Genomic DNA, 24,474 nt, shown 5'->3' on the forward strand with positions numbered 1-24,474 from the left:
GCGGTCGGCAGTCAGCGTTTACCTCACCCCCTTTACCCCCTGCCCCCTATTCCCCCTCTCCTCAAGGAGAGGGAGTCAGGGGGTGAGGTCATTTCCCGAGGTACTTCACGATCGCCTCGCTGCGCGTGTGCACCTGTAGCTTTTCGTAGATGTGGCGGATGTGGGTTTTGACGGTTTCCACATCAATGAACAATTTGCCTGCAATTTCCTTATAAAGCAGGCCTTTGGTAAGGCATGAAAGGATTTCCTCTTCCCGGCCGGTGAGGCCGTTTTCAGTGGCAGGATTCGCAGCAGGCTGCTGAAATGACTGAACCACCTTACGGGCAATCTCCCGCGACATGGGCGATCCGCCATGATAGACGTCCAGGATGGCGTCGAGCAGTTTTGCAGGTGGAGTATTCTTCAAGAGGTATCCTGATGCGCCGGCCGATAATGACTGAAAAACAGCTTCGGAATTCTCGAACACGGTGAGCATGATGAACAGCGACGAGAAGCCCTTTTCCCTGAGCCGGATGATGCATTCAATGCCGCTAATGCCGGGCAGGTTGATGTCCATCAGCACCACGTCGGGATTCACTTCAGGGAGCCTTGTAACAGCGTCTTCGCCGTTGCTGTAGGCTGCGGCGCAGGTAAACCCGGGAGAGCCGTTGAGCAGGATCTCCAGCACGGCCCTGACGGTATGGTCGTCTTCTACCACCGCGACGCGGAGAGGAGGCTTAACGGGAATTTCAGAATAGGTCATGGAGGTGTTCGTATGGTCAAGCTAAGTTACGATGAAAACATATGGGAAAAATATCCCCCATTATAGGGATATTGATGTGGCGAAGTAACGATGTAACGATATTCGATATTTACTTCGCTACATCGCTACATCGCTACATCGCTACATCGTCACATCGCTACACCGTTACATCCCTACATCGCTACATCACCACATTGCAGAAACGGATTCCTGCTTTCGCAGGAATGACGGCGTTCGTGGTTGAAAAAGGAAAAGAGCGGCGCGGCATTCAAGATCCGTGTGAATTGTAGAATCCGCTTTCACGCCGCACCGCTCTTTTCCTTTCATATAATCGCCAGTCGTCGTCATTCCCGCGCAAGCGGGAATCTGCTTGCCCAAATTTTATTACTAAGAGATTACCAATAAAATCCCTGTGCCTGAACCAGTTGTGGATATTATCTCTAGTTCTCCCCCGATGTCATTCATCCTCTTCTTCATATTCACAAGCCCGTTTCCTGGAAATTCAATCTTTTCCGGCTCAAATCCTTTCCCATCATCCTTGATTAAAATCGAAAATCGACAACCGGCAACCGACAAACTTATCTCCACTCTTGTCGCCCCGGAGTGCTTGGCCACGTTATGAAGCGCTTCCCTGATCACCAGGTAGATGTTTCTCCGCATCTCCACGCTCAAAGGTATGTCGGGCATCTCTTCCGGAAAGCCGAAAACACATTCGACCGGCGTAGGTTCCAGGTATTCAAAAGCGAAGCGCCGGATATAGCTGGCAAGCCCTTCGAGGTTATCGTTCTTTGGGTTCAGTGCCCAGATGATCTGGTCCATTTCCTCCGTCACCTCCCTCGATGTGCCACTGATCTGCCCGAGCCATTGCCTGGCATCTTCCCTGATACCGGTCATGTTCTTCACCAGGTCGCTCATCATGGAAATCCGGGTAAGACTTGCCCCGACATCATCGTGCATGTCCTGTGATATCCTTGCCCGCTCCCGTTCCAACATAAGCTGCCGGTCGAGGTCTTTCTGGTAAAGACCGGCAGTATGGAATAAGGCTACGGATCTCTGAGCCAGCAGTGAAAGAATCCGGATATCCTGAAGGGAATAGCTTCGTTCCGATCTCTTGGGCCCACAGAGGAAAAACCCGAATGGCCGGCCATCCTGCAAAAGTGGAATGATAAGTTCGCCGTCAGCATGCTCAAAAAAGGCAGGTATTTTAGCCAGTTCTTCCGGCGAAAAAACGGTTGCTTTCACAAGCTTGTTTTCAAATTCGGAGGTCGCTGAAAAGCCGTTGCGGATTTCCTCCCGGTCATGTCCAATCCTACCTGCGGGCTGGTAGATATTATTGCTTTTCCTTAAGCTGAAAATGAACGACTTGAAATGGAAAATCTCATCAAGACCGGAAACAATCCCGGAACTCAACTCATCGATATGGTAAATACTTGACAGCCTGGCTTCAAAATCTGAGACCACCGTTGCTGAGTCATAAGGTTCTCTGTGGAACATTCGCTCGATCAGGTGCTGAATATTATCCCTCAATACCATGAAGATCAGGACGGAGAGTGCAAGGCTGATGAAACGGGTTGCAGCGGTTTCACCGGAGGTCAGCCGGTCAATAAGGAATATCAAAATAAGGTAGGTGCAGATGATTATAAAGGTTGCGCTTAAGTATAACAATGCCTTCCTAATAAATACCTCAGTGCCCCAGATCTTGTAGCGGAATATCGCAACCATGAAGCATGAGGCCATGATGAGGATGGCGGGACCGTGGACTATATGAAAGACCCATGGATTTTTTGGAATAAGTGTCTCGATATAATTAAAAAATAGCCCATCCAGCATCGGTGTCATAAAACCGACCAGGGAACCGATGATTACAATTCGGACCTGATTACGGGCAAGGGTGCTTTTAATGGTATACAACTGATAGAATGCGATGCCGACTGCAATTAAGACTGCTACATTCACCCAGATCAGTGATAGCCGTTCGGAAATCATATAGGTCGAAGATGTTATTTCTGAAGGATTATATAAAGAAATGATCCAGTATCTTGAGTGGATGACCAATTCGAGAAAACCGACCGAATAAAATATCCAGGGAAGCCAGGAATATCGTTTAATAAGCAAAGATGGTTTTGGGAAGATAAGGTGAAAATGTATAAGTGCTGAAACAGAGACCACTGTGCCGGCTATGAATGCGACGCTGATAAATGTGGCTATGGGCTCCTGCAATTCTATTCTCCCTGCATTTGAAGCCATTGCGAATAGCTGGAGATAGACAAAAAACACCCTGGCGGCAGGATCACCTGGCTTTTTATACAGAATATAGGTACTCCCCAAACTGAAAAGCAGGGTTATTAAATACATCCCAATCAAAAGCCATAAAACCTCTGAGTCCCTGCGGTAATATAAGTACAGGGAATTCACAGCAACCACCACAAGCACGAATGACAATGCCCATGGAGGCACAGTACTTATGAACCGTCTGAAGGATTTCAAGGTGAAGAGATTGGATTCGATAGTAAAAATAAGAATTATTCTAACCTCCCTATTGGCATGTTTTTCTATTACATCATTTAAATGCTACCGCCTAAAGCAGTCGATGCCTCAACACTGGAACTCATAAGATCCTTGCAAAATAGGCCTTATCTGAGGGAATTTTATCTTGCGGGAGGCACAGCGCTGGCGTTACGGTTTAACCACAGGCGATCGATCGATTATTAAAGTTGCACGATTTTATCGATTGTCGATTGCCGATTGTCAATTGCCGATTGTCAATTACCGACAGCCGATTGCCGATAGCCAATGGCCGATCCTTCGGGCTTTGCCTTCAGGATGGATTTTTTTCTATTAATAATGGAAAAATTTTATCAATAGTTTGCATTATAAATAGAAACTATTTAATTTTGTACAATAATTTCTTCTTTATGAAGGATCTGATTAAAACGATTGTCGCTGACCAGCTTGTGCTTACCTGGAATGAGTCATTCAACAGGAGGGAAATACCGGAAACATTGCTGAAAGGAGAAGATATCGTGGTTATTTCAGGTATCAGGCGTTGCGGCAAATCCACCTTGCTTCACCAGATCAGGTCAGAAAGTAGTGAGAAGGATTATTTCCTGAATTTTGACGACGAACGGCTTTTGAATTTTAAGGTGGACCATTTTCAACTGCTCCATGAAACGTTTATTGAACTGTTCGGGCAGCAAAAGACGTTCTGGTTTGATGAGATTCAGAACATCATAGGGTGGGAACGGTTTGTAAGGCGGCTGTATGATTATGGAAACAAGGTATTTATAACCGGTTCGAATGCGACCATGCTCAGCAAGGACCTGGGTACTCACCTGACCGGACGATTTGTGAGACATGAGCTTTTTCCATTTTCATTCAGGGAATTTGTGGATTTCAGTCATTTTAAGACTGGAATGAAAGATATTTATTCCACCGGAGAAAAAGCTGAAATCAGGCGGCTGTACAATGAGTATTTCAGATCAGGAGGATTTCCCTATTACCTTAAATACAAAGATGATAATTACCTGAAATCGTTGTATGAAAGCATTCTTTACCGGGATATCATGGCAAAACATAACCTGTCCAGTGAAAGGGAACTGAAAGAGTTGATCTACCTGCTGGCCAGTAATGTGGCGCGCCCTTATTCCAACAACCGGCTTGCGGCGTCCATCGGACTGAAGAATGCCACGACTGTCAAAAATTATCTTGACTATATCCAGGACACGTACCTGCTGTTTGCCGTGAATAAATTTGATTACTCTGCCAGGAAGCAACTGCAAAATGCCAGGAAGATCTATTTCATTGACAATGCGTTGATCCGCAGGCTTGGATTCATGTTTTCAGAGGATAAAGGGAGTATGCTTGAAAATATCGTGTTCATCGAACTACGGAGAAGAGGTCGGGAAATATTTTATTACAGGGGAAAGAGGGAATGTGATTTTATCCTGAGGGAAGGAAATAAAATCACCGGTGCGGTTCAGGTATGCTATAACCTGGAAGACACGGATACAAAAACAAGGGAAATCAATGGACTGCTTGAAGCCATGGTTACCTATGACCTTGCTGAAGGGCTGATCCTGACTGATGAGGCCGAAAAGGACCTTGAAATCCAGGGTAGACGAATCAAAATCATGCCTGTTTTCAAATGGCTGCTTGATGGTTGATTTTTTTAGGTACTTTACGATGTTGTCGCTTGTCGATTGCCGATTGTCGATAGAAATAGATGCCTGCCGTTAAACTAACACGAGACTACTGACTGCCGATCTGAAACTTGAACTCTGCTTTTGAACAGGAAAGTAATCCTTTACCCGGTTAATTGACTTACCCTGCGCTTTAGCGCGGGGATTAAGGCCAATCAACGAAACCCGGGCTTTAGCCCTAAAGTGAACCGGCGTATTCGGGTTTCTCATTTTCTTATCAGGTTTTGGGCTAAAGCCCCGTTCGGTTTCAGTGTCGCTAATCCCCGGGCTGAAGCCAGGGGTAAGTCAGCTGGTGTTCTTTCAACTTCCTTCAAATCCTGGGTGAGTCAGCTTGTGTTCTTTCAAGCCCCATTAAGCCGGGGGTAAGTCAGCTTATTTTAATACGATCATCTTCGTTGTTTCAGTTGCCTCCCCCGTCTCCAGCCGCACCAGATACATCCCCGCCGGCAGGCCAGTCGCATCCCACCTAACCACCTGGTTACCCGTGCACGGGCCATCCAGCACCGTAGCCACTTCCCTGCCCAGGCCATCATATATCTTTAAAGTCACATCTCGAACATCGACAATCGACAATCGACAATCGACAATACCCGTGGTCGGATTGGGACTGATCTGCAGCCAATTTGAGAGCTCCTCAGATGAAGGATCCTCAACTGCCAGCGGCATCAATTCATAGGCTCCTATGTCAACTGTCCCGCCCTGGGGACGTTTGGCCCCGAGGAGGTCATGATCAGGGCTGGAATGAGTGTATCCATGATGACAGACATAAGAGGTGGTTCCGGCATCCCTGCAGGAAGATCCGTTTTCGGGTGTCAACAGCTCTTGGTCATGAAACACCGGATCTTTATAGATATTTCCCCCGCCATCATAGATCTTTCCATTTATCTGGGACTGGTCAATGTTGCAATAGGCCAGGTCGACAGTGTCCAGGTTATTATGCTGGTAAATTTCCTCCCAGATGCCACTGGTGGTGCTGTCACGATAGAACACGCAGTTGAGGATCATGGGCATAGATTTGTTTGAACATATTGCTCCGCCATAGTTCTGAGCAAAATTTCCGGAAAAGGAATTGTTGATCAGCGTAAACAGATGGTCGTCAGAATGATCGTACCATCTTTCCACATAAATGGCCCCTCCCGACTTTGCTGCCTTGTTCCCGTTAAATACATTGTTTTCCAAAAGGACTGGAATATCATTGCTCCTTAACGCTCCGCCATAAGTTCCTTCATTAAAAAGGAAATAGTTATCAGAGACAATAACCATTTCAGGATCGGTTGCTTGCTCATTATTTTCAAGAATAATTGCTCCTCCGTCTATCGTTCCCTGGTTTTCACGGAACATGTTACCGGTTACTCTACAGCCTGATGCCGGGTTGATGACCGACAGGCCGCCGAGCCCTCCTCCCCAGTCAACACCGGTAATGCCGGTGTTATCGATCACCTCGTTACCGGTGAATATAAGGTGAGCATTCACAGTGGTTGCAGCACCGTCCACCCCAAGAAATAATACTGATTCCGCCTTATTTTTCTGAAATCTGTTGTTCCGGATGATCAGGGTAACAGGGTCTCCTCCGTCAAAACCGTTGCTTGAAAATCCACCGCCGGAACCCCAGCCATCTGTCGTGGCAAGGCTGTAATTGCCTGCGATGACATTTCCTTCGACACGGGCGTTGTAGGAATCATAAATACCTCCCCCGGCGGCCTGGCCGTATTTCGTAACGGCAGTATTATCGTAAATTGCGTTGTGAGAAATGACAATCCAATAATCAGCATCTTCATTGCTGGTCCCGATCCCTCCGCCATAGGTCCCCTGGCCGTTGCCTTCCTGCGTATCATCAACCGTGTTTTCAGTGACCTTGTTATAAATGACCCTGGCCCCTGATCCGGAAATATATACTCCTCCACCGCAGCGGTTATTCCGGACGAAGTCCCAGGTACCCCTGCCTCCGCGGATCGTAAATCCACAGAGAATCGAAGTGGTATCTTCCCCTGATTTGAAAGCCACCACTGACGCGTTGTCAATATCGGAAAACTGGCTGCCGTCGATGATGGTGTTATTGATGTGGTTAGTGTCGCCGTCCATCGCATACAAGCTGGTTACCAGCAGCGGCTTTTTACCAAGGAAGCTTATGTTTTCATAATAGAGCCCATCGGACACCAACACGGTATCGCCAGGTTCAGCACCTATGATTCCTTCCTCGATCGTTGAGTAATCGGCCGGTACATGGATGATCTGGGCTTCACCATTCAAATGAAAAATGAAAAATGAAAAATAAAAAATAAAAAATGAAATAGTAAATGTTTTCATTGCTAAAGGATTTGAATTGGTTTGAGGTTCAAATGTACTTCAGCCTGAAAGTGAAATCAATACGCATTTTGGGGGATATTGGGCGAAACTCTAAATTCCAAGCACCAAATTCCAAACAAATTCCAAAATCCAAAATAACTAAAAAATTAAAACTGACCTTCATGACTTCTTCCTGGACCTTCGGGTAATAGCCATGGATCTTTTACGCAAAGTTTCGGAAAGATTATTTTGTTGATTTTTATCTTGTAACACTTCCTCCTTTCCATGGTAAGCAGGAGTCTGTGAAAATTAATGTATCTTTGTACTATCACGATTTGTTTTATGAATAAGGTTGAATATTTTGTTGAGTTGGGAATTCACAGGACGGATCGACTCAGATTCAGGTTTAAAAAAGACAAAGGGAAGATTGTTGATCTTGTTGTTCAGTTTGAAATACTGGTTGAAGGTAAATGGAAAGCTGTTGTCCGCTATGATTGTTCCCATGGATTTTTTCATCGCGATATCGTATTGCCGGATGGATCAAAGGAAAAGAAAGTTATAGATGTTCCTGATTTAAATTATGCACTTCTTTTCGCACGACAGGATTTAGAAGACAAATGGGAGTGGTATAAAGAACAATTTTTAAAGAAGTTAAAGAAATGACAAACAGGGAAAAAATAAAAATGGATATTTCGACCGCATTTGATTTTGCAGAAAAAGTCATTAGTGAACCGGAAATTTTGGATAAAATTTCCACCGGAACCACGGTTGACTTCCTGGAGTCGGGAATGGAAAAACATGAAAAACAGACGGAAAGCAAAAAAAGAAAATATGTCCGGGTTAAGCACCAGTTCGAAGTACTGTGAACTGCTTAATATCATTTAATTGAATTTCAAGCCAGGTTTAGAATAAAAGATACCTTCGTTCCTTTGCCAACGCCGCTGGTGATCTCAAATGTACCTCCTATCTCTTCCGCCCGCTTTTTCATGTTCAGCAGCCCGTTTCCGCCCGATCCGCGCAAAGCGTGGTCAAAGCCTTTGCCGTTGTCGGCGATGGTGATAAAGAGCTTCTGGCCGTCGATCCTGATGTCAAACTTAATTTCGGAGCATTTGCCATGCTTTACAACATTGTGCACCGCTTCCTGCCACGCATAGAAGGCATTCCTCCGGAAATCAGGGGTGACCGGCATATCCGGGATATCGTCCGGCACTTCCATTCGGAAACCAATGCCGAAATTCTCGAGGTATTCCCCAAAATATCTCCGGGCATAGGAGACAAGGCTTTCCAGATTGTCATACCGGGGATTCAGCGCCCACACGATCACGTTCAGCCGGTTGATCATTTCGCGGGCGGTTGTTGCGACCTTCTGCATTTTTTCCCGGTCCTTGGTTCCAGGTTCCTGGTTCCGGGCTTGTCCTGAGTCCCTCAGAGTGGGACGAAGGATCTCTTCTCCTGTAAAAGCTTCGCTCATCATCGCGATCTTCGTCAGCCCTGCGCCGATATCGTCGTGCATGTCCTGCGAGATCCGCGCCCGCTCCCGTTCCAGCATGAGCTGTCGGTCAAGGTCACTCTGGTAGAGGCTGGCCGTTTGAAACAAAGCGATAACCCGCCTGGCAATCAGGGAAAGCACCCGGATATCCTGCATCGAATAGCTCTTTTCTGATTTCTTCGGCCCGCAGAGAAAAAATCCGAACGGCCTGCCATCTTTGACCATTGGAACCACCAGGTCAATCCTTTCCGGACCAGGCAAAATCGTATCCTTTGATAATTCTCCCGGTGAAAACACCTTCGACTTCAAAAGCTTATACTCAAATTAATTGGTGATCTGAAATTCAAGGTACAGTTGTTTGTCAACGTTTCCTCCAGCAAAACCCGTTTCATAGGTCGTCTTTTCTTTGTTCAAACATAAGATGACCGATTTGAAATGGAAAATATCACCCATCCGATCCAAGATCCTATATCCTAAATCCTCAATCCTATATGCCCCCGCCATCCCTTCCTCAAACTCCGCCACAACCGCCGCCGAATCATAACTTTCCCGGTGAAAGATCCGCTCAATAAGCCTCTGCATCCGGTCTCTCAGGATCAGGAAAATAAATACCGATACCGCCAGTACGATAAACCGGGTTGTCTTTGTTTCTTCCACGGTAAATAAATCTACCAGATAAAGAAGAGCCAGGTAGGAAAAGATGATGATTGCGGTAGCAAGAAGATAGAGTAAAACCTTTTTCAGGACGATTTCCATCTCCCAGATCCGGTACCTGAATATAGCTATAAGCAGGCAGATCGTTACGACCAGCCCGCTTGCCTTTGTCGCAAACTGGATTAGGTTCGGATAGATCATCCAGAGTCCCATGACATAATCATAAAATGCAGCAAAAAATATACTGAAGGCAGTCCCGATCACCGTCCCGATCACTATGATCCTTAACTGGCCACGGGCCAGGGTTTCTTTTATGGTCACAAACTGGTAGATGGCAAGTGCTATAGCACTGAGCGATGCGATAAAAGTCCACCAGAGGCCTACCTCCAGATAATGATCCAGGAAAGGTAGGTTGAATAACCCGAACCTCTGCTGGTAAGCCATGCAGATGACCTGAAACAGAAAAAAGGCAATGGCTATTCCATAGAAGATAAACGGTAATTTACTAAACTGGCTGAAATACCTGGCAGGCCTGGGGAAAACCAGGTGAAAGTGGAACAGAACCGCAGGCTGGAATGTAGCGGAGAGAAGGAAAGACCAAGCAATCAACATTTGCAGTGGATCCTGTAAAAGATACATTCCTCCAATTGAGGCCAGGCAATAGCCCTGTATATAAATAAAATACAATTTTGCCGCCTTTTCTTTTGGCTTTTTGAATAAGATATACAGGCTGATGCTGCTTACCAGGATAAAAAATAAGTAGGAAGACCAGTATATGCCTGGATTAGTGGATAGATACGAAGTAGTAACAACAGGATAGCCAACCTCAATATTATTCATGAGTATACCAAAAATCAGCATATCTCCGGCTTTCTGGCCATGGTCCTTCGCAAACCATTCTTCCAGCGTATAATGGTTACAGGAAACGATCGTATCTCCTACCTTTAACCCTGCTTTATCCGCCGGACTTCCGGATTTGACATAATCGATGATCCAGTGGCCGTCGTACCAGTTTTCCCTTTCCCCGCTGACCGGTATCCGGCCGACATGGTACATGTTGGCAGATAATACAAAGATTACGAACAGGACAAGCAAAAATGCCCAGGGCGGAACGGTTTTCATAAAACGACTGACAGCGTTCAAGGCGGGAAAGGTTTGGTTTACGGGGTAAAGATAAAGAATTCGCGCACTTAACCCTCAGCACTACCTCGGGAATAACTTGTTCACCGCCTCGGTTCGGGACTGGACCTGAAGTTTTTCGTAGATATGGTGGATATGGGTTCGGACGGTTTCGAAACTAATGAAAAGCTGGTCGGCAATCTCTTTGTACCGGTAACCCTTGGCCAGCAGTTCAAGCATCTCATGCTCCCTTTTAGTCAGCTTGTCCAGGTCCGCTGATTGTTCCGGAGCCGGTTTAAATGTATTGATCACCTTCCGTGCGATGATTGACGACATGGGAGATCCCCCCTGATGGAGCTCGATGATTGCTTCGGCGATTTTGCCGGGCGGGCTGTTCTTCAGCAGGTATCCGGTAGCACCGGCACAAAGCGAGTCGAACACATTTTCACTGTCCTCGTACACTGTACACATCATGAACTGCGTTGATGTGAGCAGAGGTTTCAGCCGTTTCACGCACTCGATGCCGGAGATCCCGGGCAGGTGGATATCCATCAGCACGATATCGGGAATATTTTCGTAGATATGGTCAAGGGCTGCTTCGGCCGAGGCGTAGGCAGCCAGACATTCCAGCCCCTGATGCCATTTAACGATGGATTCGAGCCCTTCCCGCATCTCTTTGTCATCTTCGACGATGACAACGTATATTATTTCGGTTTGATCCGGCATGGAGCAAAGATAGGGGGAAATCGCAGCTTGGGCAATCCCCTTTTTGTTGTATTTTGATCCATTGTTAAAATTGTCAAATTGTCAATTGGTATATCGGCATCCTGTTACATTGTTCTAATTCTTCACGAACTTCCCATTGACCGCCGCCCGCTGACTGCTGATTGCTGACTTTCGATGATGAACGGCATAAAGCGGACAAACTGCCCACTTATTTGTTCACCTTTTCATCAGGGAGTGTCTGGGTATGTTTGACCGAACCTTGACTAAAACTGAAGAACGGGAGAAGCTCATTGATTTCCTGATCAATGGAGGCTATCCCGAATCCAAGTGAGGGCAAATGAAGAATAGATTACAGAATTCTAACTTCTCCTTCTACCTCGTATGTTTGTATGTTGGTTATTCAGAAGGAGTACCTTATTCCAGTGAATACTGAAATGGAATACGGATGATACTCAATGGAGTGGTCCTTTCGGATGGAATTCAGTGAATATTTGAATGCAGGATCCAGGCTGAGGGTAAGGGATCCGGTGATTTTGTAGTTGATGCCGAGGCCGACCTGGCTGTTCAGGATCATGCTGTAAAAATCGCTTTCATTGTCCAGGTCAATGCGTTCACCTTCGTATGTAAACTGAGCCTGATAGTTGGTCATGATTCCGGGGCTGAATCCTCCGGTGAGGTTCAGGCCAAAGCGCCTGTCAAGGAGTGCATACCGCACCAGCAGGGGCAGTTCCAGGTAGGTGAACGACTGGCGTATACTGGAATTGATATAGACTGCATCGGTAATGGAGTCGCGTCGGACGGAGTTATCCACAAAGTCTTCGGGAAGTTTGGACGTAGTGATCCGGATCACGCCGGTGGAGGAAGAGACCTTCAGCAGGTCTTTCACTCCTTCCGCTTCGTAAGCGGTCACCTCCTGATTGCTGTGCCCCAGGCTGGAAAGGTACAACCCGGTCCGGAACTGCCATTTATCGCTCATATTCACCGCAACATCCACGCCTCCCGAGTACGAGTAAACGGGTTCTTCGGAGCTGTTGTAGTAGTTGATGTCGGGATTCACGTCAGGGGGCAGCTCTTCGGCATCGATCCGGATGCTCCGGTAAGCGTAGACGGGTGCAAAACTGCCGCCGATGCTCCATCTGGAGTTGGTTTTAATGACTTCCGGCTGATCCTGAAAGGTGAAATCGGTCAGTGGCTTGGTCAGGATATTCTTCTGTTCCGGTTCCGGGATGTCAGGAACGTGGTTGTCCCCCGGTGATGGTTGAGCGGCATCAATTTCAGCATCCTCCGATGGAGTCACCTCCTTTTGGATTTCATCCGTCACCAGGGTTTCAGCGATTTCCGGCTCACCGGTCGGAACGGGAACGGACGGAACATCAGACTGGCCTGTGGTTCTGGTGATCATTTCAGCGGTTTGTCCGGTGGAAGGAGAAGGAATGGTTGGCGTTGATTCTTGCGTGATGTTTTGTAGAATGTCATTTTCGGGAGCAGCCGGAATGGGTGGCTGGCAGGTGGCAGGAGCCTGCACCTGGGAGAGCGGCTGATCGCCGGGCTGATGATCCGGGGTGATGGTTGTAAAGTAAAATGCGGCAGCCAGGGCGATGAGCAGCATCGCGGCCGCGGCGGTCCAACGGTATAAGATCAGGCGTCTGTGACGGCGGGCGGCCAGCAGATCCGCTTCCAGCCTTTGCCAGGTACCATCGGGCGGTTTCTGCCGGAATCCGTTCAGTGATTCCGCAAAATACTGGTCCAGATTTTTAGGATCGTACTGCATTGTTCATTTGATCGTTTTGCTGTCCGTAAGGAAAAAATGCTTTACATTCCGCTGCAATATCGCCCTGGCCCTTGCCAGGTTGGATTTTGAGGTACCCTCGGTGATCCCCATCATCCTGCTGATCTCTTTGTGCGAGTATCCTTCCACGGCATAAAGGTTGAATACCATCCGGTATCGCGGTGAAAGATCCTGTATCAACTTAACCAGATCTTTGGTGGAGATCTGGCCAATGATGTTTTCTTCCATGACGTCTTCCAACGTATTCTCCACATCACTCAGCGAATACAGATGACGTTCCTTCCGGAAGCGCTCCAGGGAGGTGTTGACCATGATCCTGCGCATCCACCCTTCAAAGGATCCCTGATAGCGAAATGTATGGATATGCTGAAAGATTTTAAGAAATCCGTCATGCAACAAATCTTCAGCCTCGGATGTATCCCGCGAATAATAGAGGCAAACGCCGAACATCGTTTCGGAGTAAAGGTTGAAAAGTCTTTCCTGATCCTTGACATTTCCGGCTTTACACCCGTTTATGATTTCCTCAAGGGTTCTTTCGTCCACAGGATAATGATTCAGCGCTAATGAAAACAAAAGTAGCGATTTTCCTCAACGATTCAAAGAACGGACAACGTTGTATAGATGAAATCAGGCATCCATTCGTTGCGTTGTGCGACAGGTTTTTTAATAAAAAAATCGAATTATTTTTGAGCCCACGCAACCTTTCCCCAAATAAGTGCATCTTAGGAATGTTCTAAGTAAAAAATTAAGTGCTAAACTAAACAAGGCGACGTGAAGTCATTGACATTAAACATTAAAAAGATACTCCCCCGGCTTATTCATTCGAAAGTCATGGTCCTGATCCTGATTGTTGTTTTGTTTTTATTGACCATAGCCGCAAGAGATATTATAGGAAAGACACTTGTCAATTAGCAGTAAACTTTTTCATGGTTATTTTTTGGTTGTAAGCAAGGAAGGCAACCGGGTACAAACCGGTTGCCTTTTTTAAGGTACTGGCATCAGGGCTTCAGCAGCCGGAATCCTATCCCGTGAACGTTCAGTAATTCCACCCGCGGATCTTCCCTGAGGTATTTTCGGAGTTTGGCAATATAGACATCCATGCTTCGCGCATTGAAATAGCTGTCGTCGAACCAGATTTTATTCAGGGCATACCGGCGGTCCAGCACTTCATTCTTTGCTTCACACAGTAGTTTTAACAGTTCAGCTTCCTTGCTGGTGAGTTTTTGCTCCGACTCTTTCCAGGTCAGGATCTGCCGGGGATAATCAAACTGATAGTCTCCGATGGAGTACACGGATGCACCTGAAGCTATATCCTTATCCTGGCGGGATCTGCGGAGGATTGCCTGCATCCGTGCCAGCAGTTCTTCCATGCTGAACGGTTTGGAAATGTAATCGTCGGCTCCCAGCTCGAATCCTTTCAGCTTGTCCTCGGGCAGCGATTTGGCCGTCAGGAACAGGATCGGGATCTTGTTATCAATGCTCCGGATCTCCTTGACAACTGAAAATCCGTCTTTGACCGGCATCATGATATCAATGATACAAAAGTCGAAATCCTCCCGCTGATAGGCTTTGAAAGCCTCTTCCCCGTTCACGGTCAGACGGGTAGGGTACCCTTTGGCCTCAAGATATGCCTTCAGGATATTGCCAAGATTACGGTCATCTTCAGCAAGCAGGACTTTGATGGGGGTGATGGTCATATAATGGTTGTTTTATGAAGAATGAAGTATGTAGGATGAAAATTTTAATATCAATCAGCCAGGATCATTCATCAGTTATTAATGGTCAGTTTTTACTATTCCAGCCAGTCTTGCTGCTGGCAGATGGCAGCTTCATTACTGGTCAAACGGTAAAAACACCGTAAAGACGCTTCCTTTTCCCTCTTCGCTTTCGAGGTGGATATGACCGTTGTGTTTTTCCACAATGGCCTTCACATAACTCAATCCCAGGCCGAAGCCTTTGAAGTTATGAAGATCACCCTGGGGCACACGGTAGAGTTTATCAAAGACTTTTTTCTGATCCGACTTGCTGATCCCGATGCCATTGTCTTTGATCGCTATTTCGATACCCCCTTCGACATTCATTGTGGTAACTACGATATGGGGTTTTTTGGGCGAATATTTATTGGCATTTTCCAGCAAGTTATAACATACATTGGATAAATGGATCTTATCAGCCTGTAGGTCCGGAGAAGTTGCCCGGAAATCCTTTACAATGGTCCCATCATTGATCTCGACCTGAATGGCAATGTTGTTGATTACATCCACCAGAATTTTGTGGATGTTCACCTCTTCAAGCGAGAGCTTTAATTTTCCCTTTTCCAGAACGGCAGTCTGCAGTATCTTTTCCGCCATAATACCCAAACGTTTGTTCTCTTCATTTATGATGTTGATATAATTTTCAGAGATGCCTTCCATGTTTTTTATGTCGTTATCGGCCAATGCCTCACAGGCAAGAGAGATCGTTGAAATGGGTGTTTTGAATTCGTGGGTCATGTTGTTGATGAAATCCGTTTTCATGCTGGCGAGTTTCTTCTCCTGGATCACCGATTTTATCGTCAGGACGAACGCAATGATGATGACCAGGATGAGGAATACGGAAATGCTTAGCATACCGGCCATCTGATTGAGCAGGAACTGTTTTTCCCTGGGAAAATAGATCAGCAGATAATCAGGTGTGAAGGAAGCATCGCCTGGGAAAAGGGTGAATCCGATGCTTTTTTCCAGCAATTCCCTGCTGTAATTCCCTGTTTTTTCGATGACCAGGCGGTTCCTGGATGTGCTGTAAACGCCAAGTTCAAATTCTGTCCGGATCCCGGTCTGCCTGAGTTCCGTCCGGATCATGGAGTCAAGCCTGTGTAAATCGATCCGTTGCTCAATATCCATATAATGCCTGAAGGTGTACATATCTTCAAAGACGTCGTTGAACAGGGAAGATTTGTTCTGAAGCAACCTGATCAAACGTTGCCTTGCGGCACTGTCGGGGGGAAGTGACTGATCCTGGCCCTTATGCTGAAGCAACTCCAGTTCCTGGTAATAAATCAGATTGATCGAATCAATGCTCCGGAAAATATCTGATCCCCGCTTATAAAAGCTCTCCTTCTGACGGATCTGTTCGGTCATTTCATTTTTTTCAAGCTTATGAATGACCTTTGTGACGGCTTCATTCACACTGCGGTCAAATCCGGTCTGCCTGACCTTTATCGCGTTGTTGATCCAGTAGACCTGGATGCCTGCCAGACCGATCAGGGCAAGTGAAATAATAATGGTAATCAAAAGGATATGCTTCGTTTTCATCCTTGAAGAATCCTGACTTGCAAAAATACTGACTGATAATCAAAATGTTCTGCAATTTAACAATTATTAACGAAGGCTTTGTCTTCTTCTGCAGGATACGGGGGAATGTTCTTTTTCGTGTTGGTGGCTCCCTGCCTGCCGATGCCCATCCAGTAAATTTTGTTAAGTTTGCACGGGAATGACCGAAAGATCACCTCTTGCCTTTGAGCTGGAAAAGATGTATTTTTAAACCATAAATCAACAGAATGAACACCCCGACGATAAAAGTGAACATTGATCACGCAGCTGGCTTTCTTCAGGACAACCACCTGGATAAGATACAGGAGGAACTTCTGGTGCAGCACCGGGTTTTGATGAACAGGACCGGTAAGGGAAATGACTACCTGGGATGGATCGATCTGCCATCCAAAACAGATCAGACAATGATCGGACGGATTTTAGATGATGCTGCCAGGATGAAGGAGCTGTGCGAGGTGGTTGTTGTGGTTGGCATTGGCGGTTCTTACCTGGGATCAAGAGCAGTCATTGAAGCGCTTGGCCATCCGTTTCATACGCTGGACAGGGAGCGGACCACACCCGTCATTCTTTTTGCCGGACATCATATCGGTGAGGATTACCATGCATTTCTTCTGGATATTCTGAACCAGTATGATTATGGATTGATCGTCATTTCCAAATCCGGGACGACCACCGAGCCTGCCGTCGCCTTTCGTTTGCTGAAGGATCACATTGAGCGGAAATATGGCCGTGAAAAGGCCCGCACCCGGATCATGGCCATAACCGACCGTTCAAGGGGAGCGCTGAAAAAACTTTCGGACGAACAGGGATATACGACGTATATCGTGCCTGACGATATAGGCGGAAGGTATTCCGTGCTCACACCGGTCGGATTGCTGCCCGTTGCCGTGGCTGGTTTTGACATCCGGGATCTGCTCGCTGGTGCGATGCATATGGAAAAAATAGCCGCTGTAAGCGCACAAATGAATGAAAATCCTGCGGCTTTATATGCAGCAACCCGTTCTTCCCTGTACAGGCAGGGCAAGGCCATCGAGATCCTTGTCAATTACCTGCCCTCGCTTTCTTTCCTGGCCGAATGGTGGAAACAATTATTCGGTGAAAGCGAAGGGAAAGAGCATAAAGGTCTGTTCCCTGCCAATGTCAATTTTACCAGCGACCTGCATTCCATGGGACAATACATTCAGGACGGTGCAAGGCATTTGTTTGAAACGATGATCCTGGTGAAGCAAACCAGCAGGCAGTTGATCATTCCGGCCTTCCGGGACGATCCTGACGGACTGAACTATATTTCGGGAAAAAAACTGGAAGAGGTGAACAGCAAGGCTGCGCAAGGGACCCTGATGGCTCATGTTGACGGCAATGTTCCGGTGCTTACCCTGGAAATGGAGCGGATGGATGAATTTCACCTGGGACAGTTGTTGTATTTTTTCGAATATGCCTGCGCCCTGAGCGGCTATCTGCTGGGAGTGAATCCTTTTGATCAACCCGGCGTCGAGGCGTACAAGAACAAGATGTTTGCATTGCTGGGGAAGAAAGGGTATGGTCATTCATAGTCATTGATGGTCATTCAATGGTCATTTCATATTTGATACTTTAAACAATGAAAAACTTATTGATGAAGTATATGGAGGAGCGGCTCAAAGGCGAGACGCTACCTCCTGTTTCCAGGAAATCAGATCCGCTGCCGGTAGTTACAATTTCCAGGGAAGCTGGTTGCTCGGGTACCAATTTAGCCAGCAAGCTTGTGCAGCGTTTGAACCAGATGCAGGCAGATAAAAAGAACAAGCAGGTATGGAAGGTTGTTAACAAGGAAGTAATTGAACTGGCTGCCAGGGAGTTGGAGTTGAATCCTGCTGTTCTGAAACCTGTCTTCAAAGGAGAGAAGAAGACACTTCTGGATGAAATGATCCTTTCGATGTCGACCAGGTATTACAAAAGTGACCGTCAGATCAGAAAGACGATCACAGATGTCATCCGTTTTTATGCCAGCCAGGGAAATGTGGTCATTCTCGGACGGGCAGGTGTTGTCATTGCACAGGACCATCCCAGGTCACTGCACTTCAAACTGCAGGCTCCACTGGAGTGGCGCACGGAGTTGATCAGCAAAAAAAACGGCATCACTTCGGCAGAAGCACTGAAGTATATTCAGGAAACGGACAGGGGAAGGGAAAAACTGCTGGCCGATTTCGGGAAGGGAGCTCCGCATTCGGAATTGTTTGATGCGATTCTCAACTGCAAATCTTTTTCTGTAGATGAGATGGCGGAACTGATCTGCCGGTTGATGGAAATTAAAAAATTAATCTGAGGGGGAAAATGGTGGATTTTTTGGATCTGATCCTGCTCAGGCAGAGCGTTCGCCGTTACTCGAACCGGGAGGTTGAGAAAGAGAAGCTCATGAAATGCCTTGAAGCGGCACGACTGGCTCCATCGGCGAGCAATTCCCAGCCCTGGTCGTTCATCGTGGTGGATGATCCGGAGCTGAAGGACAAAGTGGCCCATGCTACCTATACATCGGTCGTTGGTTTTAACCGGTTTGCACTTCAGGCACCCGTCATCCTTGCGATCGTTCTGGAACACCCCAAAGTCATAACCCAGCTGGCCATTCGCGTCAAACATAAGGAATGGTCGCTGATGGACATCGGTATTGCTGCCGAACATTTTTGTCTGCAGGCGGCGGAACTGGGACTTGGTACCTGTATGCTCGGCTGGTTCAAGGAAAAACAAGTGAAAGAGCTGCTGGGCCTTCCAGCCGCCAAAACCGTCGGACTGCTGATCACACTGGGTTACCCCTCAGCGGATGATTCATTGCGGAGAAAAAAAAGAAAGCCACTGGAAACAGTGGTAACATTTAACGGGTACAATAGGCCTCATTCACGAAAGTGAAGGTGGTCAGATACGGATTGTGTTTGGTCAAAATGAGGAAATTTAGGAAAAATTTAACAAACGTGGGAGTTGAATCTACCCGAATCCCGTAGTATCTTTGAAAAAACTTTCAGGCTCATTATAATATGTTTCACTTAACAGACTCAATCCATGAAAAAATTACTGGTGTTTTTGATCGGAGTATTCATTCTGTCGGGTTGTGCAATGGTGAAATCACCCCTGACGGGATTCATTTATTCGGATGTGAAGGCTCCTTTTGCCGTGACCAGCAATACGGGTGCAGACCGGGTGGGTACGGCTGAAGCAACCTCCATTTTGGGGATCGTCGCACTGGGTGATGCCAGCATTGATGCAGCTGCAAAATCAGCAGGAATAACAAGGATCCATCATGTGGATGAGCATGTGAATGTTATCCTTGGGGTCTATGCCAAGTACAAGATTGTGGTTTATGGTGAGTAAGGCCAAAAAGGCATCGATCCTGGCCATTCTTTTATTCATTTGCATTTTTTCGGCACCTTCGGAAGTTTCGGGTCAGAAACTGTCGAAGTATTATACTTCTGCTCTCCTTGAAAGCGGAACTCTTTATTTCATTTTACCCCTGGATGATTTTCAGGAGAAGGAAACGAAAAGCCGCTTGATTTTTGACATCAGCTACCTGACAGGACGCGATTCTGTCACGATCAATTTTTCTTACTTTTCCTCCTCGTCCAATCCGGCTGACAGCCTATCACTGAGGTCAGGAGACTGTTCAACCACCTGTCGGGCCAGCAAACTGTTCATCGATGTTGAGAATCATCAGAAATGGCACCATCGTTTCACGGCCAAGCTTCCTTTCTCCGGCCTGGCCTGTTTCTTTAATGCACCTCTTCCGCCTGAAATCATCATCACAACGCAGGATGATCACCTGATCTACCGGGTCCGGAAAGGACACTGGAAAAAACAGGGAAGCATCATCTCATCCATCATACAGTTGATTCAGGCGAATTCATAGCGAAAGGTCCTCTTGCCTTACACTGGATTTCGTATTTTTGAAGTGACGATCCGTACCTTTGTTAAATATCAAAGTGCTTAATATTTTTAAAATGAAGAAAATACTGGTAATTCTTGTCCTCATGGCTCTGTCATTCGGCTTCATGACCTGTCAGCAGCCTGAACGTCCGGGGCAAACGACACCGGCAGCGGTGTGGTCCATCAGTCAGGATATTCAGAAATCAGCGATCGATACCCTCGTCGGACTTTACGGAGAACAGAACCGTTTCCGCATCGAGCGGGGTGTTAGACAGGTTGCTTCCCTCTGGCGTGCATCCGACGGTTCAACGGCGGATTTCCAGGCGTTCTGCAAGCAGCAGTTCATCGGAAATGAAGTGGATCTTGATGTTCTGTTCACCAAGCTTTCGCAGTACCTGGAGGTAGTGAATGGTAATTTTGGTAAAATGATCCTTCAGCTGAACGAGCCACTCGACCTGGATGTGGGCGAACTGACGGCCATTGACGAGATGTTCGGAGCGTATAATCCGGCATCTCATATGACGGAAGATTTTTACAACACTAAAATTGCCTTCATCGTTTCCCTGAACTTTCCCTTTTACTCCCTGAAAGAAAAGACGGAACTGGGCAGGGAGTGGACCCGCAAACAATGGGCCCATGCCCGGATGGGCGATCTTTTTACTTCGAGGGTTCCTCCCGAACTGTACCAGGCCGTTTATAAGGCAGGCACCGAAGCCAACACCTACATCCAGTCGTACAACATTTACATGGGAAAGCTGGTGGATTCGTCCATGAACAGCTGGTTTCCGGAAGATCTGCGCCTGATCACCCACTGGGGACTGCGCGACGAGCTCAAGTCTCACTATAACCAGGAGAACGGGCTTGCCAAACAGAAGATGATCTACCAGGTGATGCAGCGGATCATCGACCAGTCGATCCCTGTGGAGGTGATCGACAAAAATGACCTCCAGTGGGATCCGTACCTGAACAAAGTATACCGGGACGGGCAGCCGGTGGAATTCACCCGCGAGCCCGACAGGCGTTACGAATACTGGCTGAACAATTTCAAAGCCGTGAAAGCCATTGATCCCTACCAGCCCAACTATCCAAACTATGTGGACCGGAACTTTGAGACGGAGATGGAAATACCGTACGCCGATGTCGAAAAAATGTTCGTGGACTTCATCTCTTCGCCCGTGATCAGGGATGTGGGGAAGCTTGTCACAGAACGTTTGGGAAGGGATCTGCAGCCCTTCGACATCTGGTACAATGGGTTTAAATCGCGCAGCACCATTTCCGAAGAAGAGCTGACTAAAATCGTCAATGCGAACTATCCTTCCCGGGAGGCCTTTGAAAAAGATCTGCCGAATATTCTCATGAAGGTTGGTTTTACGCCTGCCAAAGCCACTGAGATTGCTTCGAAGATACAGGTGGACGCTTCCCGTGGCATTGGCCATGCGGCTGGCGCGGAGATGCGTTCGGAGAAGGCACACCTGAGAACCCGGATCGGGCCGGAGGGAATGAACTACAAGGGATACAACATTGCCACCCACGAGTTCGGGCACAACGTGGAACAGACCATTTCGCTCCAGGATGTCGATTATTATATCCTGAACGGCGTACCCAACACGGCCTTCACCGAAGCGCTGGCATTCATGTTCCAGAAACGCGACCTGGAGCTGCTGGGAATAAGGAGCGACGATCCGGACAAGGAAAAGATGCTGGCACTGGACAATTCCTGGGCAGCTTATGAGATCATGGGTGTATCGCTGGTCGACATGTACGCCTGGCGGTGGATGTATGCGCACCCGGATGCCACTCCGGCGCAGCTGAAAGAGGCGGTGATTGCCATTGCGAAGGATATCTGGAACAAGTACTATTCGGATGTGTTCGGTACCAGGGACGAACCCATCCTGGCCATCTACTCCCATATGATCTACCGTACCATCTATTTGCCCGCTTACCCGGTGGGTCACCTGATCGATTTTCAGCTTGAACAGCATATGCAGGGCAGGAATTTCGCCGACGAGGTCCAGCGGATCTATACCCAGGGCACGATCGTTCCCCAGGAGTGGATGCGGCAGGCAGTGGGGAGCGAAATTTCGGGTATGGCAACATTAGAGGCAGCAGCCAAGGCGATAGTTAATACTAACTGATGCAAATCCCAAATCCCAGGACCCAAATCCCAGGCAAATCCCAAAAGACAATTTCCAAGATTGGTCATTGAAGTACCTGAAGTCTGGAAATTGAATCCTGAAATTTGTTTGGATTTTGGATCATGGAATTTGGAATTTTGTATTTTGTATGTTTGCGCGATGTCGGTTCTTTCCTCTCACATTGGCGAATTAGCGGCGCTGGCCACTGCCTGTTTCTGGACGGTCACGGCGCTGACGTTTGAGGTGGCAAGCAAGCGGGTGGGTTCTTTATCGGTGAATTTGATCCGGCTGGTGTTTGCCTGGATCATTCTCTGCATTTTCAATGGGATCGTGCGTGGAATGCCCTTCCCGCAGGATGCTTCAGCCCATGCCTGGTTCTGGCTTGCCCTGTCGGGCATTGTCGGGTTGGTGATCGGGGACCTGATGCTGTTCGAATCGTATACCATCATTGGTTCCCGGACTGCGATGCTGGTTATGACCCTGGTGCCTCCCATCACGGCCGTTGTCGCCTGGATCGTGCTTGGGGAAGTGATGACCCTGATGAACATCCTGGGAATGTTTTTGACCATTGCCGGTATCGGAATGGCGATCTTCAGCCGGACCAATAAGGGAGAAAAGATGCAGATCCGTCATCCGGTCAGGGGGCTGTTACTGGCATTGGGCGGTGCTGCCGGGCAGGCGGTGGGCCTGGTGCTGAGCAAGTTCGGGATGGAGGATTACGATGCTTTTTCCGCAACGCAGATCCGGATCACGGCAGGCGTCATCGGGTTTATCATCGTCATTCTGCTGATGAGGCGCTGGGGCCGCGTAATGAAGGCAGTCCAGGATCCAAAGGGAATGTTGACGATCACGGTGGGATCTGTTTTCGGTCCGTTCCTGGGCATTTCCTTTTCCCTGCTGGCCGTCCAGCACACCTCCACGGGCATTGCCTCCACCATCATGGCGATCGTTCCCATTTTCATCATCCTGCCATCTGTGGTCATTTTCAGGGAAAAGGTATCGTGGAAAGAAGTCCTCGGGGCGTTTGTGTCGGTGGGAGGGGTGGTGCTATTTTTTGTTTGAATTACGATTACCGATTACCCAGATAGAGGTAAAGGTGGAATTTGATATAGAGATATGAAAGGAAAGATGATATCAGATTTCATCCCTCCTTTCATATCTCTGCTTCTACCTGACCCTCTACTTCTATCTGGGTAATCGGTAATGGTTATTCATTGAGCAGTTTCTCAATAACTACCGGAAAGTACTCATACTCGAGCTGATGAACCTTTTGGGCAAGGCTTTCCGCCGTATCGTCCGGTTCTACGGGGCAGCGTGCCTGGAAAATGATCTGGCCGGAATCGTAGACCTCATTGACATAATGGATCGTGATACCGGATTCCTTCTCTCCTGACCGGATCACCGATTCATGGACGATCGGTCCGTAGAAACCACTGCCGCCATATTTTGGGAGCAGGGCAGGATGGATGTTGATGATTTTATGGGGATAGGCCTTCAGGATGTTTTCAGGGACAAGCCAGAGAAACCCTGCCAGTACGATCAGGGATATCTTATTCGTTTTCAGGATGTTTAAAACGTCATCGGTTTGATAAAACTGCTTACGATTGAAAACAAAGGTGGGTATTCCAAATGTTTCAGCACGTTTCAGCACATAAGCATCCTGCCTGTTGGCAAGGATTAGTTTAATGCAGATATCCTGATTCGACCGGAAATATTCAGCAATATTCCCGGCATTGGTGCCACTCCCGGAGGCGAAGATGGCTATATTCTTCATGTTCAGGTGGATGTTTCACGCTGCAATGTAAGAATTTCAGCGGAAAATTGACTGTTTTTTTTGTTTTGAGCCTTAAAATTACTTTCTTTGCACCCAATTAACCAAAACCAGAAAAGATATGTCAGACATTGCATCGAGAGTAAAAGCTATCATCGTTGATAAGCTGGGTGTTGACGAGAACGAAGTAACACCCGAAGCCAGTTTCACCAATGATCTTGGTGCTGATTCGCTGGATACTGTTGAGTTGATCATGGAATTTGAAAAGGAGTTCAATATTGCCATTCCTGACGATCAGGCAGAAAAGATCGGTACGGTTGGCGATGCGATCAAGTACATTGAGGATAATACCAAATAAATTG

At 47.3% G+C, this 24,474-nt stretch carries 22 protein-coding genes; 11 read left to right on the forward strand and 11 right to left on the reverse strand.

The genetic code is table 11. The features are described 5' to 3' along the window. Nucleotides 1-88: 88 nt before the first annotated feature. Together PKI34_00420 and PKI34_00425 are read right to left on the reverse strand one after the other, a co-directional pair. Nucleotides 89-742, reverse strand: coding sequence for a response regulator transcription factor (locus tag PKI34_00420; protein HNS16267.1), 654 nt, complete (start codon nucleotides 740-742; stop codon nucleotides 89-91). A gap of 387 nt (nucleotides 743-1,129) precedes the next feature. Next, on the reverse strand, nucleotides 1,130-3,229 hold the full coding sequence (locus PKI34_00425; protein HNS16268.1) for a histidine kinase: 2,100 nt from the start codon (nucleotides 3,227-3,229) through the stop codon (nucleotides 1,130-1,132). Between the two features lie 428 nt (nucleotides 3,230-3,657). On the opposite strand from PKI34_00425, the gene PKI34_00430 reads away from it, so the two are divergent. Next, the gene (locus PKI34_00430; GenBank protein HNS16269.1) at nucleotides 3,658-4,905 is read left to right on the forward strand and encodes an ATP-binding protein; all 1,248 of its coding nucleotides are present in this window, start codon (nucleotides 3,658-3,660) and stop codon (nucleotides 4,903-4,905) included. Between the two features lie 408 nt (nucleotides 4,906-5,313). On the opposite strand, the gene PKI34_00435 is transcribed toward PKI34_00430, so the two are convergent. Then, on the reverse strand, nucleotides 5,314-7,248 hold the full coding sequence (locus PKI34_00435; protein HNS16270.1) for a T9SS type A sorting domain-containing protein: 1,935 nt from the start codon (nucleotides 7,246-7,248) through the stop codon (nucleotides 5,314-5,316). Between the two features lie 321 nt (nucleotides 7,249-7,569). On the opposite strand from PKI34_00435, the gene PKI34_00440 reads away from it, so the two are divergent. Further along, a complete protein-coding gene (locus PKI34_00440) occupies nucleotides 7,570-7,890 on the forward strand; it encodes a hypothetical protein (protein ID HNS16271.1) in 321 nt (106 codons plus the stop codon). Then, nucleotides 7,887-8,093 carry a hypothetical protein gene (locus tag PKI34_00445; protein HNS16272.1) on the forward strand — a complete coding sequence of 69 codons (207 nt, stop codon included), beginning with the start codon at nucleotides 7,887-7,889 and terminating at the stop codon, nucleotides 8,091-8,093. The genes PKI34_00440 and PKI34_00445 overlap by 4 nt, the downstream gene beginning before the upstream one ends. Before the next feature lie 26 nt (nucleotides 8,094-8,119). Here the strand turns inward: PKI34_00445 and PKI34_00450 are convergent, their stop codons facing one another. The 7 genes from PKI34_00450 to PKI34_00480 form a co-directional block, all read right to left on the reverse strand. Then, nucleotides 8,120-9,025 carry a sensor histidine kinase gene (locus tag PKI34_00450; protein ID HNS16273.1) on the reverse strand — a complete coding sequence of 302 codons (906 nt, stop codon included), beginning with the start codon at nucleotides 9,023-9,025 and terminating at the stop codon, nucleotides 8,120-8,122. A 15-nt stretch (nucleotides 9,026-9,040) separates the two neighbouring features. Beyond that, the gene (locus PKI34_00455) at nucleotides 9,041-10,492 is read right to left on the reverse strand and encodes a PDZ domain-containing protein (protein HNS16274.1); all 1,452 of its coding nucleotides are present in this window, start codon (nucleotides 10,490-10,492) and stop codon (nucleotides 9,041-9,043) included. Between the two features lie 81 nt (nucleotides 10,493-10,573). Continuing rightward, nucleotides 10,574-11,215 (reverse strand): response regulator transcription factor, encoded by a 642-nt coding sequence (locus tag PKI34_00460; protein HNS16275.1) that lies wholly within the window; start codon nucleotides 11,213-11,215, stop codon nucleotides 10,574-10,576. Between the two features lie 400 nt (nucleotides 11,216-11,615). Beyond that, nucleotides 11,616-12,986: an outer membrane beta-barrel protein gene (locus tag PKI34_00465; GenBank protein ID HNS16276.1), complete on the reverse strand. Its 1,371-nt coding sequence runs from the start codon at nucleotides 12,984-12,986 to the stop codon at nucleotides 11,616-11,618. A 3-nt stretch (nucleotides 12,987-12,989) separates the two neighbouring features. Continuing rightward, nucleotides 12,990-13,547, reverse strand: coding sequence for a sigma-70 family RNA polymerase sigma factor (locus PKI34_00470; protein ID HNS16277.1), 558 nt, complete (start codon nucleotides 13,545-13,547; stop codon nucleotides 12,990-12,992). Between the two features lie 455 nt (nucleotides 13,548-14,002). After that, nucleotides 14,003-14,701 carry a response regulator transcription factor gene (locus PKI34_00475; protein HNS16278.1) on the reverse strand — a complete coding sequence of 233 codons (699 nt, stop codon included), beginning with the start codon at nucleotides 14,699-14,701 and terminating at the stop codon, nucleotides 14,003-14,005. A 135-nt stretch (nucleotides 14,702-14,836) separates the two neighbouring features. Beyond that, a complete protein-coding gene (locus PKI34_00480) occupies nucleotides 14,837-16,297 on the reverse strand; it encodes a HAMP domain-containing sensor histidine kinase (GenBank protein HNS16279.1) in 1,461 nt (486 codons plus the stop codon). Nucleotides 16,298-16,542: 245 nt separating this feature from the next. Here PKI34_00480 and PKI34_00485 point away from each other — a divergent pair, with 245 nt between their 5' ends. The 7 genes from PKI34_00485 (at nucleotide 16,543) to PKI34_00515 (ending at nucleotide 23,403) form a co-directional block, all read left to right on the forward strand. Further along, nucleotides 16,543-17,868 (forward strand): glucose-6-phosphate isomerase, encoded by a 1,326-nt coding sequence (locus tag PKI34_00485; protein HNS16280.1) that lies wholly within the window; start codon nucleotides 16,543-16,545, stop codon nucleotides 17,866-17,868. Between the two features lie 47 nt (nucleotides 17,869-17,915). Next, entirely contained in the window at nucleotides 17,916-18,620 is a 705-nt protein-coding gene (locus PKI34_00490; GenBank protein ID HNS16281.1) for a cytidylate kinase-like family protein, read from the forward strand. Nucleotides 18,621-18,628: 8 nt separating this feature from the next. After that, entirely contained in the window at nucleotides 18,629-19,198 is a 570-nt protein-coding gene (locus tag PKI34_00495; protein HNS16282.1) for a nitroreductase family protein, read from the forward strand. Nucleotides 19,199-19,348: 150 nt separating this feature from the next. Then, entirely contained in the window at nucleotides 19,349-19,657 is a 309-nt protein-coding gene (locus PKI34_00500; protein HNS16283.1) for a TRL-like family protein, read from the forward strand. Further along, a complete protein-coding gene (locus PKI34_00505; GenBank protein ID HNS16284.1) occupies nucleotides 19,623-20,189 on the forward strand; it encodes a hypothetical protein in 567 nt (188 codons plus the stop codon). Before PKI34_00500 ends, PKI34_00505 begins: the two co-directional genes overlap by 35 nt. Nucleotides 20,190-20,280: 91 nt before the next feature. Further along, a complete protein-coding gene (locus tag PKI34_00510; protein ID HNS16285.1) occupies nucleotides 20,281-22,341 on the forward strand; it encodes a hypothetical protein in 2,061 nt (686 codons plus the stop codon). 159 nt (nucleotides 22,342-22,500) lie between these two features. Further along, a complete protein-coding gene (locus PKI34_00515) occupies nucleotides 22,501-23,403 on the forward strand; it encodes a DMT family transporter (protein ID HNS16286.1) in 903 nt (300 codons plus the stop codon). Nucleotides 23,404-23,548: 145 nt separating this feature from the next. Here PKI34_00515 and purN read toward each other — a convergent pair whose 3' ends face one another. After that, entirely contained in the window at nucleotides 23,549-24,115 is a 567-nt protein-coding gene (gene purN, locus PKI34_00520) for a phosphoribosylglycinamide formyltransferase (protein ID HNS16287.1), read from the reverse strand. A 118-nt stretch (nucleotides 24,116-24,233) separates the two neighbouring features. Here purN and PKI34_00525 point away from each other — a divergent pair, with 118 nt between their 5' ends. Then, on the forward strand, nucleotides 24,234-24,470 hold the full coding sequence (locus PKI34_00525) for an acyl carrier protein (GenBank protein ID HNS16288.1): 237 nt from the start codon (nucleotides 24,234-24,236) through the stop codon (nucleotides 24,468-24,470). Nucleotides 24,471-24,474 lie beyond the last annotated feature (4 nt).

Source organism: Bacteroidales bacterium (assembly GCA_035342335.1).
Classification (GTDB): domain Bacteria; phylum Bacteroidota; class Bacteroidia; order Bacteroidales; family JAGONC01; genus JAGONC01.